The 16674-nt window shown below is 25.0% G+C and carries 21 protein-coding genes; 1 reads left to right on the top strand and 20 read right to left on the bottom strand.

The annotated features are described in order from the left end of the window. Positions 1-2: 2 nt before the first annotated feature. The 19 genes from AAQM_RS03000 to AAQM_RS02910 all read right to left on the bottom strand — a co-directional run bounded on the left by AAQM_RS03000 (position 3) and on the right by AAQM_RS02910 (position 15909). Complete coding sequence (locus tag AAQM_RS03000) at positions 3-1130, bottom strand: efflux RND transporter periplasmic adaptor subunit (protein WP_129096251.1); 1128 nt, start codon at positions 1128-1130, stop codon at positions 3-5. 58 nt (positions 1131-1188) lie between these two features. Next, entirely contained in the window at positions 1189-1749 is a 561-nt protein-coding gene (locus tag AAQM_RS02995; protein WP_171920644.1) for a ferric reductase-like transmembrane domain-containing protein, read from the bottom strand. Next, the gene (gene msrP, locus AAQM_RS02990) at positions 1749-2708 is read right to left on the bottom strand and encodes a protein-methionine-sulfoxide reductase catalytic subunit MsrP (protein ID WP_129096147.1); all 960 of its coding nucleotides are present in this window, start codon (positions 2706-2708) and stop codon (positions 1749-1751) included. Before msrP ends, AAQM_RS02995 begins: the two co-directional genes overlap by 1 nt. A gap of 69 nt (positions 2709-2777) precedes the next feature. Next, positions 2778-3971 (bottom strand): NnrS family protein, encoded by a 1194-nt coding sequence (locus AAQM_RS02985; protein WP_228254547.1) that lies wholly within the window; start codon positions 3969-3971, stop codon positions 2778-2780. A gap of 71 nt (positions 3972-4042) precedes the next feature. Then, positions 4043-4777 (bottom strand): tetratricopeptide repeat protein, encoded by a 735-nt coding sequence (locus AAQM_RS02980; RefSeq protein ID WP_129096146.1) that lies wholly within the window; start codon positions 4775-4777, stop codon positions 4043-4045. A gap of 103 nt (positions 4778-4880) precedes the next feature. Then, on the bottom strand, positions 4881-5417 hold the full coding sequence (prx-suh, locus tag AAQM_RS02975) for a thiol peroxidase Prx-SUH (protein WP_129096145.1): 537 nt from the start codon (positions 5415-5417) through the stop codon (positions 4881-4883). Between the two features lie 100 nt (positions 5418-5517). Continuing rightward, the gene (locus AAQM_RS02970) at positions 5518-6357 is read right to left on the bottom strand and encodes a CvfB family protein (protein WP_228254546.1); all 840 of its coding nucleotides are present in this window, start codon (positions 6355-6357) and stop codon (positions 5518-5520) included. A 94-nt stretch (positions 6358-6451) separates the two neighbouring features. After that, positions 6452-6835, bottom strand: a complete 384-nt coding sequence (locus tag AAQM_RS02965) for a S24 family peptidase (RefSeq protein WP_129096144.1) — start codon at positions 6833-6835, stop codon at positions 6452-6454. 9 nt (positions 6836-6844) lie between these two features. After that, a complete protein-coding gene (locus tag AAQM_RS02960) occupies positions 6845-7633 on the bottom strand; it encodes an MOSC domain-containing protein (protein WP_129096143.1) in 789 nt (262 codons plus the stop codon). 96 nt (positions 7634-7729) lie between these two features. Next, entirely contained in the window at positions 7730-8548 is an 819-nt protein-coding gene (locus tag AAQM_RS02955; RefSeq protein WP_129096142.1) for an AraC family transcriptional regulator, read from the bottom strand. 62 nt (positions 8549-8610) lie between these two features. Beyond that, positions 8611-8853 (bottom strand): hypothetical protein, encoded by a 243-nt coding sequence (locus tag AAQM_RS02950; RefSeq protein ID WP_129096141.1) that lies wholly within the window; start codon positions 8851-8853, stop codon positions 8611-8613. Continuing rightward, positions 8840-10603, bottom strand: coding sequence for a Na/Pi cotransporter family protein (locus AAQM_RS02945; protein WP_129096140.1), 1764 nt, complete (start codon positions 10601-10603; stop codon positions 8840-8842). Before AAQM_RS02945 ends, AAQM_RS02950 begins: the two co-directional genes overlap by 14 nt. 77 nt (positions 10604-10680) lie before the next feature. Next, a complete protein-coding gene (locus AAQM_RS02940) occupies positions 10681-11481 on the bottom strand; it encodes a metal ABC transporter permease (protein WP_129096139.1) in 801 nt (266 codons plus the stop codon). Between the two features lie 8 nt (positions 11482-11489). After that, complete coding sequence (locus AAQM_RS02935) at positions 11490-12230, bottom strand: metal ABC transporter ATP-binding protein (RefSeq protein ID WP_129096138.1); 741 nt, start codon at positions 12228-12230, stop codon at positions 11490-11492. A 58-nt stretch (positions 12231-12288) separates the two neighbouring features. Continuing rightward, positions 12289-13032, bottom strand: a complete 744-nt coding sequence (locus AAQM_RS02930; RefSeq protein WP_129096137.1) for an ElyC/SanA/YdcF family protein — start codon at positions 13030-13032, stop codon at positions 12289-12291. Next, positions 13033-13833, bottom strand: coding sequence for an AmmeMemoRadiSam system protein B (amrB, locus tag AAQM_RS02925; RefSeq protein ID WP_129096136.1), 801 nt, complete (start codon positions 13831-13833; stop codon positions 13033-13035). Then, a complete protein-coding gene (gene amrA / locus AAQM_RS02920) occupies positions 13830-14375 on the bottom strand; it encodes an AmmeMemoRadiSam system protein A (protein WP_129096135.1) in 546 nt (181 codons plus the stop codon). The genes amrB and amrA overlap by 4 nt, the downstream gene beginning before the upstream one ends. Before the next feature lie 12 nt (positions 14376-14387). After that, a complete protein-coding gene (hemH, locus tag AAQM_RS02915; RefSeq protein WP_129096134.1) occupies positions 14388-15320 on the bottom strand; it encodes a ferrochelatase in 933 nt (310 codons plus the stop codon). After that, on the bottom strand, positions 15307-15909 hold the full coding sequence (locus AAQM_RS02910) for an ATP-binding cassette domain-containing protein (RefSeq protein ID WP_129096133.1): 603 nt from the start codon (positions 15907-15909) through the stop codon (positions 15307-15309). The genes hemH and AAQM_RS02910 overlap by 14 nt, the downstream gene beginning before the upstream one ends. Positions 15910-16108: 199 nt before the next feature. On the opposite strand from AAQM_RS02910, the gene AAQM_RS02905 reads away from it, so the two are divergent. Further along, the gene (locus AAQM_RS02905) at positions 16109-16402 is read left to right on the top strand and encodes a c-type cytochrome (RefSeq protein ID WP_128985489.1); all 294 of its coding nucleotides are present in this window, start codon (positions 16109-16111) and stop codon (positions 16400-16402) included. 11 nt (positions 16403-16413) lie between these two features. Here the strand turns inward: AAQM_RS02905 and ccoS are convergent, their stop codons facing one another. Further along, positions 16414-16671 carry a cbb3-type cytochrome oxidase assembly protein CcoS gene (gene ccoS / locus AAQM_RS02900; protein WP_129096132.1) on the bottom strand — a complete coding sequence of 86 codons (258 nt, stop codon included), beginning with the start codon at positions 16669-16671 and terminating at the stop codon, positions 16414-16416. Between the last annotated feature and the right edge of the window lie 3 nt (positions 16672-16674).

The raw sequence follows: 16674 nt of genomic DNA, 5'->3' as shown, positions 1-16674 counted from the left end.
TCCTAATTTTTAATTTTATTTTCTACAACAGTAGAATTAACTGCTATTCCATTTCCAAGTTTTGTAATATCACTTACAACTACATCATCACCTTCATTTAAACCACTTTTTATTATTGCAATATCTTCATTACTATATTGAATTTCTACTTGTCTTATTTCCAATTTATTTTCTGCATTAACAACATAAACAAAAGTTCCTAGTTGGTTTTGTCCTAAAGTATTTGGATGAACGGCAATAACTGGGATTTCATCTGTTATAAATAGTTTTATTTCAACAAAAGTTCCAGGGAAAATAATATTATCTTCATTTTCAATTATTGCTCTCATTAAAACTGTACCTGTTGATTGATTTGTAGTATTATCAATAAAATCAATATTTCCTTTTAATTCTATTGAGTCATTATTTTCAAGTTTTATTTTTACTGTTGGATTATCTTGTGATTTATATTTTTTAATCAAAGATACTTCATTAGCACTTGGATTAAAATTAACATATAATTTTTTAGAATCTACAATTTTTGTAAGAACAGTTGAAGTTGCATTTACTAAATTACCAACATCTAAAAGATTTTGTCCAATTTTTCCATCAATTGTTGCTTTAATTTGTGTATATTCAACATCTAAAGTAGCTTGTTTTATACTTGCTTTACTTGCATTTACTACAGCTTGAAGCTGTTTTTGAGTGGCGATTAATTCATCTAATTTTTCTCTTGGAGCTAAACCATCTTTTACTAAAGGTTTATATCTATTTACATTTGAAATAGCAAGATTTAAACTTGCTTCATCTTTTTGCAATCCAGCTATTTTTTGCTCTAAAATTGCTTTATATTGACTATCATCTATTTTAAACAAAAGTTGATCTTTTTTTACCTCATCTCCTGCTTTAAAATATATCTCTTTTAATTCTCCACTAACTCTTGAAGTAACTTCTACATTTTTAAAAGCTTCAGTTTTCCCTGAAAAATCAACCCAAATAGGATATGCCTTTTTTACTATTTTATTTACTTCAACTTCAACTTTTTCTATCTCTTTAGTTTCAAGTTCTTTTTCTTCTTTTTTTTCACATCCCCAAAAAACAAGCAGTAAAATCAAAACTATTGGCAGTTTTAATAAATTTTTACAAGACATAACTTTCCTTTTTTATTTTATTAAAAATATTATACCTTATATAAGTTTTCTTTAAAATTTATATATTGAGTCTGTTATTTCTTAAAATATATTGATAAAGTTTATAATACACAATAATTAAAATCATAATAATATATATAATTTGTTCTATATTCAAAGATTTTTGAGCCATTATCCAATGAATTGTAATTAAAATCAATGATAAATAAACAAATCTATGATATTTATTGTATTTTTTAAATAATAGTTTTGTAGATGTAATTGCCATAAATAAAAGTATAAAAAAAGCAATCATTCCAAGATAAATAAAAGGCTTTTCTAAAGTTTGTTCTAAAATAAAAACCAAATCAAAAGAAGCATCAAAAATAACAAAATTTAAAAGATGTAAAAAACTATAAAAGAATCCTATAAGCCCTACTTCTTTTCGATATTTCATTAAATTTATTTTCTCTTTTATTAAAGAGATAATTATAGAAAAAAATAAAATAACAGTTGCTGTTACTCCTGTTATTGTATAAATATATTTAATTGGGTCATTAACATTTTCAAATATAAATAGTCTAGTTGATAAATAAACAAAAGGTAAAAAGGTGACTAAATATATAACTAATCTTTTCATTAAAAATTCTTTCTTAAATCCATACCAGCATATAAAGATGCTACTTCATTTTCATAACCATTAAACATCAAAGTGTTTTGCTTTAAGAAACTTCCTAAAACTCTCTCTTTTTTTTGAGACCATCTTGGATGGTCAACATTTGGATTTACATTTGCATAAAATCCATATTCATTTGAAGCCATTTTTTGCCATGTATTTAAAGGTTCATTTTCCAAAAATGATATTTTTACTATTGATTTTATAGATTTAAAACCATATTTCCATGGAACTACTAATCTAATTGGAGCACCGTTTTGCTTTGGTAAATTTTCACCATATAATCCAATAGCTAAAAATGATAAATCATTCATAGCTTCATCTATTCTTAAACCTTCAACATAAGGATAATCCAAAGCTGCAAACATTTTACTTTTTTGGTCAGGAAAAGAATTTGAGTCAACCAAAGTTTCAAACTTTAAATATTTTGCATTTGAAAGTGGTTTTACTTTTTTTATTAAACTAGAAAGAGAAAATCCATTCCAAGGAACAACCATAGACCAACCTTCAACACATCTAAATCTATAAATTCTCTCTTCTAATTGAAACATTTTTGTTAAATCATCTAAATTAATCTCCATAGGATTTTCAACTAAACCATCAATTTTCACTCTCCAATCTTCAGTTTTTAAAGTATGAGCCATATGTTTTACAGCACTTTGATTTGTTGTAAATTCATAGAAATTATTGTGAGAAGTTATTTGTTCATAACTATTTAATTTTAAATTATTTTTATTTTCATCTTTTATATATTTTAAAGTTTGTACAGGTAATTTCTCATTTGCTAAAAGTTGCATTATTGAACCAGTTGAAACAAGAGCAGCAGCACCAAGTTTTATAAAATTTCTTCTTTTTTCAAATAACTCTTTTGGTGTTACTAAATTTTCATTTATTTGCCAAGATTTTTTTTTAATGATATTCATTTAACACATCCTTTTTTAATCTTGGTGCAATTATAAAAGTTTTTTGTAAAGGATGTGTTTATATAAAATCTATTTCCCTTTTAATAAAATTTTTACATATTTACTTGACCATAAAAGTAAAATTATTACTAAAACAATTGCTGTTAAATTAATAAAAGTTTGATAATCAAAAGCAAAATTCATACTAAAAGATGAGAAAATTCTAAGTATTGTTACAAACTGAATTACAATAAATATAAATATTGCAAATTTGTTTGCAAAAGGAGTCGTTCCTGAATGTCCTAAAATAACCCTAGTCCCAAAACCTATTAGTAGTGTAACAAAATATCCTAAAGCAATAGTATGAATCACAGCTTTTTCAAAATAAAATGAAGAATCATAAAAAGCCATCAAACTCTCAATAATTGATATAAATAAAGCAATAGGAATCCAATAAAGCCCAATATATAAAACCCACATAATAGCAGGAACTTTTAATATTGGAAGCTTCCATTTTATAAGCTCTTTTGTAACTATTATGAAAAAAGGAATATCACTTATTAGATTTAATTTAGGATTATCAAAAGATAAAATTATTACTTTTAGAATCAATAAAAAAAAGATTATTTCAAGAAGTTTTGAACTTTTATTAATTTTATAATTTGGTGCTTTTGCTGTGGTAAAAAATGGAATCATTCTTTGAGAGATAGTAAAAACTATCATAAATAAAAAGATATAAAATCCACTATTTATTGCTATTTTTGAAATAAAATATGAATATTTAAAATCTATATTTGAAACAATAAATAAAAAATGTGAAATAAGCCCTACAAATAAAGCTATTAAAATCCACTTTGTGTCATCTTTTACTTGAATTACACTTTTTTTATGAATAGAATAAAGTAGTTTAAAACTTAGAGTTTGAGCAATCAATAAACAAATTTGAAATAAAAAAGTGATTTCTGAATAAAAAATTAAACTTAGAAATATTCCAAAACTTGAGAAAAAATAAATAAAAAATTGTTGCATATACTCTTTTTCTAAAATCTCTGCTTGCATCAAAAATCTTGGAAAAACAACAAATAAAAATCCTAAAAAAAACTGAATAAATACTACAAATATCAAAGTATATGCATGATAAGTTAAAACAGATTTATCTAAAAACAAAATATTTGAATATGAAAAAATAAATAAAATCATAAAAAGTAAAAAAAACAAAATACCACTTGTAAAAAATGGCTGATGTGGTTGGGAAGAAAACCTTTTATACCAAGCTAACAACATAAAATCTCCTAAAATTTTAGAAGATTTTAGCTGTTATAAAAAATCAAAACATTGATTTAAAACAAGATTTTTTAATTATTTAAATTTTTATACGCTTCACAAGCAATATCCAAATTCATATCACAAGCTTTTTTAAATAATGAAGAAGCTAAATCTTGATTTTTTGTAAAATACTCACCATTTAAATACATAACACCTAAATTATAACAAGCATTTGAATAACCTAAATCACAAGACTTTTCGTATAAATTTGCAGCTTTTAATGGATTTTTTTCAACTCCATCTTCATTATTATATTTTACTGCTAAATTATAACAAGCTTTTGAATGGTTTAAATTACAAGCTTTTACTAAATATTCAACTGTTTTAAATAAATCTTTTTCTATTCCATCGGCAATTTCATACATATTTGCTATATTGTAACAAGCTGCATTTACTCCTGCTTGACAAGTTTTTTTATAAAGTTCTAATGCTTTTAAAGAATCAAGTCTTACACCTTGAGCATTTTGATACATATAAGCTAAATTATAACAAGCCGTATTATGCCCATCATCACAAGCTTTTGTGAAAAATTCTGCCGCTTTTGGATAGTTTTGAGCTATATCTTTACCTTTGTAATACATTAATCCTAAATTATAACAACCCGAACTAGCACCAGCATCACAAGCATTTGAAAAAATATTCGCAGCTTCTAAAACATTTCCTTTTTTTAACTCTTCAAATCCATCATTCACAACAGATGAAGCATTTAAAGTTTGTAAACTTAAAAATGAAAATAATAAAAATTTAAGTAGATTTGTTAGCATAATTACTCCTATTAATAAAATTACTGTTTGTTATTATACTACTGTTTTGAAAGTTTAAAGTTAAGAAGAAAAAAAGTCACAAAATTGTGACTTTTTTTAATGATTAATGACAAGTTCCACAACAAGAAGTTGAAGTTGCATCTTTTGCTGCATTTAATGCTGCTTCATAATTTGGCTCTTCTGTAATTTCAGGGCAAATTTCTTTATAAGTAATTTTTCCAGAAGCATTAATAACAAATACAGCTCTACAAGCAACACCTGCTAATGCTCCACTTGAAATTAAAACACCATAAGATTTTGCGAAAGCTTTTGCTCTAAAATCAGAGCCAACTTTTAAGTTTTCGATTCCTTCAGTTGTACAAAATCTTTTCATTGCAAATGGTAAATCCATAGAAACTACGATTACTTCAGCATTATCAACTTTTGCAGCTTCTTCATTGAATTTTCTAGTTTCAGCCGCACAAACAGCTGTATCTAAAGAAGGAACTACTACTACGATTTGAGCTTTTCCATTTTGTCCACCAATTTGAACATCTGATAAATCACCAGCTACTACTGTTACAACAGGAGCAATATCTCCTACATTTACATCTGTACCACTTAAAGTAACTTCATTACCTTTTAATTTTGTTGTTGCCATTTTATTTTCCTTAATTTTTAAAATATTTTGCAATTATAATTAAATAGGATAAATTTACTCTTAATTATTTGCAATCAAGTTTTATCCTTTTTAAATGTTACTATTTGACTCTAATACAACTCTCTTCAAGGATTATTTTATCTTCAGCAATCAATTTTGTTAAAGATGCTTTAAAAGCTTTTTTACTTAAACCAAATTTCTCTTTTATTTCATCAGCTTCACTTTTATAAGTAAAATCTAACTTTCCACCACTTTGAACTAATATATCAAAAACTTTATCTCCTGAAGGCTTAACACCTATTTTTTGTAAAGAGATATCAAGTTTGTTATCAGCTCTTATTTGTTTTATATAAGCTCTTCGTTTATCACCTATTTTTAAATTTTCAAAAATTTCTGTGTGATAAATCATTCCCTCATAAGAATTATTTACTATAACTTTGTAACCAAGGGGTGTTTTTGAATAAAGAATTATTTCTACCTCAGTATTTTTCTCTAAATCTTTTATCTCTTTTAATAATTCAAATTTTTCAGAAGCTATCAATCTATTAGTTTTTTCATCAAGTAAAAGTTGTAAAACTTTTCTTTTTCCTACTTCAAAAGTTCCCTTTTGTTTATTTTTTGGAACTAAAATATGTTTTGGTAATCCAATATCTACAAAAGAGCCAAACTTCATATTATCAACTACTTCTAAAAATCCAAATTCATATAAATATACATAAGGTTTTAGTGTAGTTGAAACAAGTCTATCTTCACTATCTGTGTAAATAAATACATCTAAAGAACTTCCTATTTCCATAGATTTATTTACATAAGCATTTGGTAATAATACTTCCGTTTCATCACCACTTATTAAGTAGATTCCAGGTTCACTAACTCTATTTACTACAAGAGTATTTAACTCTCCCACATAAATGTGTTCGTTTATTTGTTTTTTATTCATTTTGGTTTTTCCGTTTCTTTTTATATTTGCTTATTGATTATAGCTAAATAATTCTTTTTGAGTAATTCTTGTAAATATTATTTATATAATAGTTTTAAGCGTCATTAAAAAACAATAAAACTTTTGCAATTATTCTACAATCTTCTTTTTTATATTTTAAATGAGAAAACTTTGGATTTATTGATACAAAAAGCTCTTCTTCATTTAGTATAAATGCTTTTTTTATCCACATTTTATTTTCTTTGAAAATTAAAAAAATATCTTCATTTATAAATTCTTTCTTAGATAAATCTGCAATAACGAAGGCATTATCTTTTATTAAAGGTTGCATAGATTCACCTTCAACTTTTGAAACAAAAAGTGATGATTCAGAATAATCTTCTTTTATTAAATTTTTCTCTAATTCAAACACTTTTTTTATAGATTTACCATTTATATAATCGTTATATTCAATTTCTATAATATTATTATATTTCATTTTTGTATCTTATTCTTCTACCAAAATAGAATCGTTTAATTTTATTATTCCTGTTTTAATAACATCTGCATAAATTCCTACTTTTCCATCATTACTTTTTTTAATGGTTTTTAATATATTTATATCTTTTGGTAAATTTTCTTGTTCTAATGTAGTCATCACACATCTACTTGTTGACTGTTTTATTTTTAAAATAACCTCTTCTCCTATATATATTTTTTTACCTACCCAGTTATTTTCAACAAAATCTTTTTCTTTTGAATCTAATTGAATAATAATATTTGGTCTAAATCTATTAATATTAAAATCTCCTTCTTTATATAATTCTTCTAGTTTAGATATAGTTGAAGTTGTTAATAAATGTATTATTCCAATATCAAAAAATGTACCTTCAGGCATAATAACATCAAGTATAGAATCATCAAATAAACCTTCTAGTTTTGCATCATTTGGAACATTTGAGGATAGTCTAATATCTGAATTAAAGTTTTTAGATAATATTTCATTAATATCATTTTGGGAACTTGACAATACTGATTTATCAGGTAATTTAATCTCTATATTTGGAATTTTATTAAGTGTTGGTTCTTCTAAAAAACTTGAACTATATTTAAAAATATTTGGCCATTTTCTAGGATTTTTAGCACTTATTATTTTTTTACTTTTTATATCAATTAATGCATAAGAGCGATCACCTAATAAACCTTTTTCAGTGATTATAGTTTGTTTTAAATTTTCTCCTTGCATAGATTTAACTGGATATCTTAACAAAGAAAAAACTTTACCTATTTTTTTCATATAAATAACTCCTAAAGTGAAATTTTGGTAATTATATGTTTTATATTAAGTCAATTCAAGATAAAAAAAATACAATTTATTGTAAATTTTGTACATTTAGAATTTTGTTTTTAAGGCTTTAAATTCCGAAGGTGTATAGTTTGAGTATTTTTTAAAAAATTTTGAAAAATGTGAAGTGCTATTAAACCCCATTTTTTCAGATATCTCTTTTATAGATAAATTTGAATATGATAATTGTCTTTTAATCTCAATAATATTTCTGTCAATAATCAAAGATAAAAGAGTTTTATTTAAGTATTGTTTTGTTAATTCATTTAATCTTTTAGTTGTTATTCCAAAATAATTTGCATAAAATTGTGTATTCTTTTCAGTTTTATAATTATCATCGATTAATTTTATTAAACTATAAATTCGTTCATTTTTATAATACAAGTTTGCATCTGGTTCTTTAAATTTTAAAATATATTCTAAAATTGAACAAAAAAGATGAGAAGAAATTCTGTTATGTATATCTTCTTCTTTCTCTATCATTAAAATTAAATTAATTAAGTTTTCTGAAATAGAATGAGGAATTTTAATAACAGGTAATGAGTTTTCTTCAAATAATTCATTTATAATGCTATTTGGAGGTAAAAATTCTTTCGAAAAATGAAAAATATATCCTTCACAATCTTCTAAAAAACCATCTTTTAGTAACTGATGTATTTGCCAAGGTTTTACTAAAGATATAGTATTTTTTTCTAATACAAATTCTTGAAAATCAATTTTATATTTTAGTTGATTTTTAGTTATATATACGATTTCATACAATTCGTGCTGTTGAGGATTAAAAGTAAAAAAATCTTTTTTACTTTCTATATCTATTTTTATAAAACTAAAAGATTTATTTTTATTTAAAATATTTTTTTTATTCATTTAATTTTTATAATATACTATCTCTTAAATTAAAGAGATAATATATCTATTTTTTTATTTCTTTAAGATTTAGATACTAAAGATTTACTTTTTTTAATAAGAATATTAATAGCTTTCAACTTCTTTTCAAGTTCTATATTTTTTTTTAAATCATATTCTTTAAGTTCGCTCATTTCAAGTTTTATCTTCTCTTTTCCTATCTTCAAATTTTCAACTATCTCTTTTATTTTCTCTTCTTGAGAATTACTTAATTTGTCTTTTTTTATATATCTTTTTACCTTATCTACAACTTTATTTAGTTTCATTTTTTACCTCACTAATTTTTTTGATAAGTTCACTATTTAAAAATAATATACTAGCAACTTCAACAAGTTTTTTCTGAATAGAATAACCAGTTGCACTATCATTCATATATGAAGTTGCCATTGTTGATTTAATTTTATCTTCTCTAATAAGTGTATCTATTTCTTCGCTACTTGATAAATCATTTTGTGCTAATTCAGATTTTATAATTTCAAACTGAGTTAATTGTTCAGCATCATCTTCCAAAGATTTAAGAGTATCAATATCTATTAAAATCTCAGCAAGCTCTTTTCTTAGAATATTGTATTCTTCTTTAATAAAATGATTTCTACTTTTTAAATAAAAATTTAAATTTTTTTGAATATCTCTTGTATCTTTTAAAACTTCAACTATCAAAGATGCTGCACGTTTGAGTTCTCCTGCTTCTTTTTGCTGGAAATCAAACATATTTGTTTGAGCAAGTGATGAATATTTTATAATTTCACTATATAAAGATTTCAAGTTTGTTTGATAAATCTCATCTATATTTGTATCAATTATAGTAAAATCTTTATTTAGTTGAACAGCTAAAGTCTCTTTATTAAGCCCAGTTGTATGAAGACTTAGAGCGTGAAGTATAGCTTTTTGACAATTTTCATAAAGATTAATTATCTCTTTTTTGATAGATACCAAAGAAGCATCAGGGTTTTCTAAAACAATAGGAGTTAAAAATTTTGGTTTTGAAGCAGATGAAATTCTTTGAGGAAGAATTCTCTCCAGAAATTTTGCAATACTAAAAATAAAAGGTGATAAAACTAAAATACCTACTAAACTAAATATAGTATGAAATAAAGCTAATTTCATTCCATAATTATCGTCACTAATTCCAAAATATGGAGCAATTAAATCAACAAAATCTTTAAATTGGTAGATAAAAATAGTAATAATAGAAGCTGTTACAAAGTTAAAAATAACATGAGAACCAGCTACTCTTTTTGCATCTTGAGTTGAAGTAAAAGATGCAACAACTGCTGTTAAAACAGTACCTAGATTTGCTCCAATTGCCAAAGATAAAGCATTTATATATGAAATACTATCTGCATTTAAAGCTGTAATTACAATTGCTAAAGTTGCTGCACTTGATTGAATAACAATTGTTACTAAAAGACCTATTAAAATATATAATAAAATTCCCGTATATCCATCCACAGCATATGAAGTTAAATCAATTTGATCTTTAATTACATCAAATCCATCTTTCATATATGCTATTCCTAAGAAGATAAAACCAAGTCCTAAAAGAACATTTCCTGTTCCTTTAAATGAGTTTGTTTTAAAAAATCTTAAAATTACACCAAATACAAGCATAGGAAATGCATAAGCTGAGATTTTAACATCAACTCCTAAACTTGAAACTATCCAAGCTGTTGTTGTACTTCCAAGGTTTGATCCAAATATTACTCCAATTCCTTGAACTAAAGTAATTAATTCAGCACCTACAAAAGATATAGTAAGAAGTGTTGTTATTGTTGAACTTTGAACTATTGAAGTTGCTACAAGACCAGTTGCAATTGCATAAAAACTATTATAAGTAAACTTTTGTAAAAGTCTTTCTAAAAGACCTCCGGATAGTTGTTTAAAACCATCTTGCATAAAGAACATACCAATAATAAAAATAGCAATTCCACTTAAAAGTACAGTAAAATTTTCATAAGTGATTACAACATAACCAAGAAATAAAAATCCTAAACTCATAGAAATATTTTTTAACAATAAAGCCCCTTAAAATATATTTGAATATAAAATAAAATTAATTCTAAATTTTATTATAACTAAATACTAATAAAAAATTATTTTTTCATTTTTAGAACTTTTACAACAGCCAAAACCAAAACAGCAACCATAATAATACTCGCACCCGAGCTAATATCATAAAGATATGAAACAACAAGTCCTAAAATAGTAAAAATTGTAGCTAAAATAGAACTTATTATCATCATACTTGAAAGTTTTGAAGCAAAAGTTTCCGCAAGATATGTAGGTATTGTTAAAAGTGCAATTACAAGGATTAATCCCACAGCTTTAATTGCAGCAACTACACATAAAGCTGCTAAAATTAAAATCAAAGTATAAAAAAACTTTACATTTATTCCACGTAAACTTGCAAATTCACTATCATAAGAGACTGCTAAAATCTCTTTATAAAAATAAACAACTATTCCTATAATAAATATATCTAAAATAGTCATATAATAAATATCTTCATTTGAAACAGCAACTATACTTCCAAATAAATATGACATTAAATCCACATTATATCCAGGTGTTAAATCCACAAAGATAATACCAATAGCCATTCCACTTGCCCACATCATACCTATAATTGCATCTATTCGTGTTCTATTTTTTAAAGTTATTATTGCAATTATAATTGCAGTTATAACAGCAAACACTGTTGCTCCAAAAAGTACAGGAATTCCTAAATAAATAGCAAGACCAATTCCTCCATAAGAGCTATGTGCAATTCCACCTGTTAAAAATGTAATCTTGTTTACAACTACTAAACTTCCTATAATTCCTGCTGCTATTGAGATTAATACTCCTGCTATTAAAGCATTTTGAATAAAATTATATTGTAAAACTTCTAACATTCTTAACCTTAATGAGTATGATCACAACAAACATGAGATTTACCTAAAGCTGATAAAAGTTCTACTTCGCATAAATGATCATTTTGTGTATTTATATTTTTTTCTATATTTTCTAAAGAGTGATAAACTAAGTTTTTATTTATATGGGCAACATTTTTTGCATAGTTTAATAAAACTGAAATATCATGACTAACAACCACTATGCAAATAGATTTATTAAGCTCTTTTAATAACTCATAAATCTCCCTTTGACCTTTTACATCAATGCTTGCAGTTGGTTCATCAAGTAACATAACTTTTGGATTTGAACATAAAGCTCGTGCTATAAAAACCCTTTGCCTTTGACCTCCACTTAAATCACCAACTTTCCTATTTGCAAACTCTTTCATTCCCACTTGTTTTAAAGAAGCCATGGCACAAGCTATATCTTCCTTTGAATATCCAAACAACCTTTTTTTTGAACTTATATGTCCCATTAAAACTATTTCTAAAGCAGTAATAGGAAAATCTATATTTAAATTTGTATTTTGAGGTACATATCCCACTTGATTATTTTTTATTTTTTTTTCTATATTTCCATCTTGTGTAGTTAGCAATCCTAAAATTAGTTTCAATAAAGTAGATTTTCCTCCACCATTTGGACCAATTATTGCTAAAAAATCATCGTTATTTATCTTTAAATTTATATTTTCTAATACTTCTGTTTTATGATATTTATAAGATAGATTACTTATAGTTATTAATTCCACTAAAAACCTTTATTTGCAACTTTGTTGCAATATTATCAGATATTGGATTAATTTTATATCAAATCTCTTTTCTTAAAAATGAGTACAATAATCCTAGATATTCATGTATTGCCATTTCAACTTTTCTAATATTTTTAGCTGAAAAGTAAGCACTATAAGAATCATCTTTATAAGCTAGATGATTTGTTGGACTTGCTATTACATTTAAGCCCTCTTTTTCAAAAAGTAAAACAGAGCGTTTCATATGAGAAGCTGAAGTTACTAAAATAAGCTCATTATTTCCAACTATTTTTTTAGCTTCAATTGCTTCTTCTTTCGTATCTCGTGGGGAATCAAGCCTTATAATGTCATTTGGATTTACACCCAAAGAAATAGCTAGTTTTTCTTGCATAAAAGCATGAGAGTTTTTATCACTAAAACTATATCCTGAAACTATTAATTTTACATTTTCAAGATTTTTATAATGCCTTATTCCCTCAACAAGCCTGTTTATAGCTACCATTTTTATCTGTGAAGTTATACTTAAATTCTCATCACTCTTATGACCGCTTCCTAAAACTAAAATATAATTTACCTTTGGCGTTTCAATCAAAGCTTTATGGGAATTTTCAAGTGGAGCTAAAATAGCATTTGAAATTGGTTGAAATGATAAAAGTACAAACCAAGATAAACCTAAAAACAAAAATATTTTTGCTTTTTTATATGAATTAAACATCAAATAAATAAAAGCCATAAAAAGTAAAAAAATTCCAATAGGAATTGGCAACAAAAAAGCTGAAATAATTTTTTTAACTGTAAACATTTATCTTCCTATGAGAGCTGATGTATATCCAACAACCCTACTTTTATCTTTTGTTACATCGGCACTTGTACAATAATTTAATACTTTTGTATCAAAATTATTTTTTATTGCCCAATTAATTATTTCTTTAACTCCTATTTTTCCACAAGCTTCACAATAATCAAAAAGTTTTAAATCTTTTTTATCTATTGCTTCTAAACAGATATTATCAAGTTTTTGCGCTTCTTCAAGGGTATAAAAATGACTTAAATCTGTGCTAATTACTACAAAATTAGACTTATCTTTTAAAACCTCATCAATAACTTTTGATAAATCTTTATAATCAATTTCTCCATAAACTACCTCAACTAATTCAACATCAGCAAAATAATATTTTATAAATGGAGCTTGAGTTTCGGTTGAATGCTCAAATTCACACTCAACATTAAACTCTAAAAAATCATATTTATCTATAAATTTTTGAGAAAACTCTTTATCAATTTTTAGATTTCCAAATGGAGTTTCAAATTCATCATATATTGCAACACTTGCACCTTTTAGATAAACTCTATGTGATGGACCAATTACAACAACTCTCTTTATATCTTTTTTTAAAGATGAAACTAATTTGTAAGCTAAATTTGCAGTAAATCCACTATAAATATATCCAGCGTGAGGAACAATAATAGCTTTTATATCTTCAAAAGTTTCAACATTTGTTTCAAAATTATTAAAATGATTTATATATTTTAAAATCTCTTCTTTTTTATGGGGATAAAAACTTCCGCTAACTACACTTTTTCTAATACTTTTAAAACTCATTTTATTTTCTTAACTTCATAAATAAAGATTTGAGGATTAAACTCCAAACAATTTTCTTCAAAACTTCCTTTATAACAAAGATGAGAAAAAAACTCTTCAAAAATTGGAAGTTGTTCCCAAACTTGTGGTAAAAATGTACTTCTTCTTCCATCTTTTTGTAAAATCACCCCATGAATATTTGGTTTTATTTTTGATTTTAAATCTTCTATGTCTGTATACTGTATCTGTACAGGTGAAGATAAAATAGAAATTTCAATATCTGTTTTTTCAAACTCTTCTTTTGTCAATTCATAAAATCTTGGGTCTTCAAAAGCCGCCCCATAGGCATTTGATATTAAATCTTCAAGTATTGAAACTTTGGCATTTAAAGTTCCTATACAACCTCTTAATTCATTATTTAATTTTAAAGTTACAAAAGTTGCACCAATTTCTTTAAGTTTGGGAAAATCTTTTAGAAGTTCATCTTTATCTATTTTTATATTTGAATCAAATTTTCTTTTTATTGATTTTTTAGCTATTTCTAATAAAATTTGATTCTTCATAAAATTTTCCAATTACTTTATAATATCCTTTATAGCTTCAATAAATCCATCACTATCATTTACACAACGACAAACTTTATACTCTTTTATTCCTAATTCATGTGCTATTTCTCTATATTCAATATCAAGTTCAAAATCTGTTTCAGAGTTATCAACTATAAATGAAATTGGATAAATAATTACATTTTCATCTTTAAAATTCTTTAACATATCTTCAAGTGATGGTTCAAGCCATTTCATAGGTCCAACTTTTGATTGATATGCTAAGTTTATTGATTTAAATTTTATTTTCTTTTCATCTAGTTTTTTTGATAAAATTTCCACATGTTCATTCATCTGTTCTTCATATGGATCACCTTTTTTAACAATTTTTTGTGGTAATCCATGTGCTGAAAATACTAGATTATACTCTTTTTCATCATCAATATTTCTAATTATTTCATCTACAATACAATCATTAAATTTATCATTTTTATAAAACTCTTCAATATATTTTACAGTAAATCCCTCATATGGAATATTTCCTATAAAATCTTGAACTGACGATTTTGTAGTAGTTGTTGAAAATTGTGGATATAAAGGAAGTAGTAAAATCTCACTTATTCCATCTTTTTTAATTTGTTCTAAAACTTCATTTGCAAATGGAGGAGTATAACGCATAGCTTGATATGTTTTAAACTCTTCAATTTTTTCATTACATTTATTTACTAATTTTTCTGTTAATGGATTAATTGGTGAAGCATTTCCAATTTTTTCATAATTTTCCCAAGCACTATCAAGTCTTTTTTTAACTATGAAATTTGCAATTATACTTCTTAAAAAATCCATATTTATAGTTAAAATATTTTCATCATTAAACATATTTGTTAAAAACATTTTTAATTCATCTTTATTTCTAGCTCCACCCATATTTAATAGAACTAAAGCCTTTTTATTTTTTTGCATTTTCTTCTAACCTTATAATTTTATCGCTACACCATGAAGCCATATCAAAGTCATGGGTAATAAGTAAAATAGCACTATTTTTTAAAAAAGATACCAACAGTTTCATCACATCATAAGCTATAATATTATCTAAAGCTGACGTTGGTTCATCAACTAAAAGTAAATCTGGTTTCATCAAAATTGCTCTTAAAATAGAACATCTTTGAAGTTGCCCTCCACTTAGCTGATATGTTTTTTTATAAAGCAACTCTTCTTTTAAACTCAATTTCTCTAAAAGTTCTGGTAGTTCATCATCAAAATTACTATTTACAACATCTTTTATTTGTTCAATTATAGAGTATGTGGGGTGAAAAGAGTTAAATGGATCTTGAAAAATCATAGCTATTTTAGATTTTTGTATTGTTCCATTTATTGGTTTTAAACTACCTATAATTAACTCAAAAAGTGTAGTTTTACCTGTTCCACTTTTCCCAAATATAGTTACTAATTCACCTTTTTTTAACTCTAAAGAAAAATCCTTATATATAGGATTTTCCTTTTTATAATAAAATGTTAAATTATTAATATTTAAAACTATCTCTTCTTTCAAAATTTGCCTTTTTTTTAAAGTTAATATAGTATTAAAAAATTGCTTTAAATAACCTCTATACAGACTTTATAAGTAATTCACTTTTTTTATACAATAATAGGTAAAACTTATACTGTTTATTACAAAAAAAAGCTAATATATTAAGCATAAAAAAAGAAAAAAAAGCTAAAATATTTCGCTTAAAATCAAGGAGAATAAAATGAAAAAAATCGTATTAAGTACAATCATCGCTGCAGCGGCTGCTGCTTCTTTAAGTGCTGCTTCTTTTGCAGCTTGTGCAACATGTCATGGTGCGAACGGAGAAAAAAAAGCATTAGGAAAATCTGAAATTATCACAGGTTGGGACGAAGCTAAAACTATCGCATCTTTAAATGGTTATAAAGCTGGAACTTTAAATGTTCACGGTATGGGTGCTGTTATGAAAGGTCAAGTTGCAAAATTAAGTGATGCTGATATCGCTGATTTAGCAAAACAAATTGCTGCAATGAAGTAATTTTTTAGAAGTTAGTCAAGTTTTTGACTAACTTCTTCTTTTATTTTTTCTTTTTCACTATTTAATTTCTCTTCTTTTACTTCTTTTAAATTTTTCTCTTTTTTAATAGCATCATTTAAATCTTCAACACTATCATACAAAGGATTATTTAACATTTTATTTGCATCATCAAACTGACCACTTCTTGCAGCCCAAATAAATAAAAGTAAAAGTCCTGCTGAGATTATTATTCCTACAATCAACATAAAAAAAAGTGTGTCATTTATCATTTT

Source organism: Arcobacter aquimarinus (genome assembly GCF_013177635.1).
In the GTDB taxonomy this organism is placed as follows: Bacteria; Campylobacterota; Campylobacteria; order Campylobacterales; family Arcobacteraceae; genus Aliarcobacter; species Aliarcobacter aquimarinus.
The sequence above is the reverse complement of the archived record's forward strand: the minus strand, read 5'-3'. Positions and strand labels throughout refer to the sequence as shown.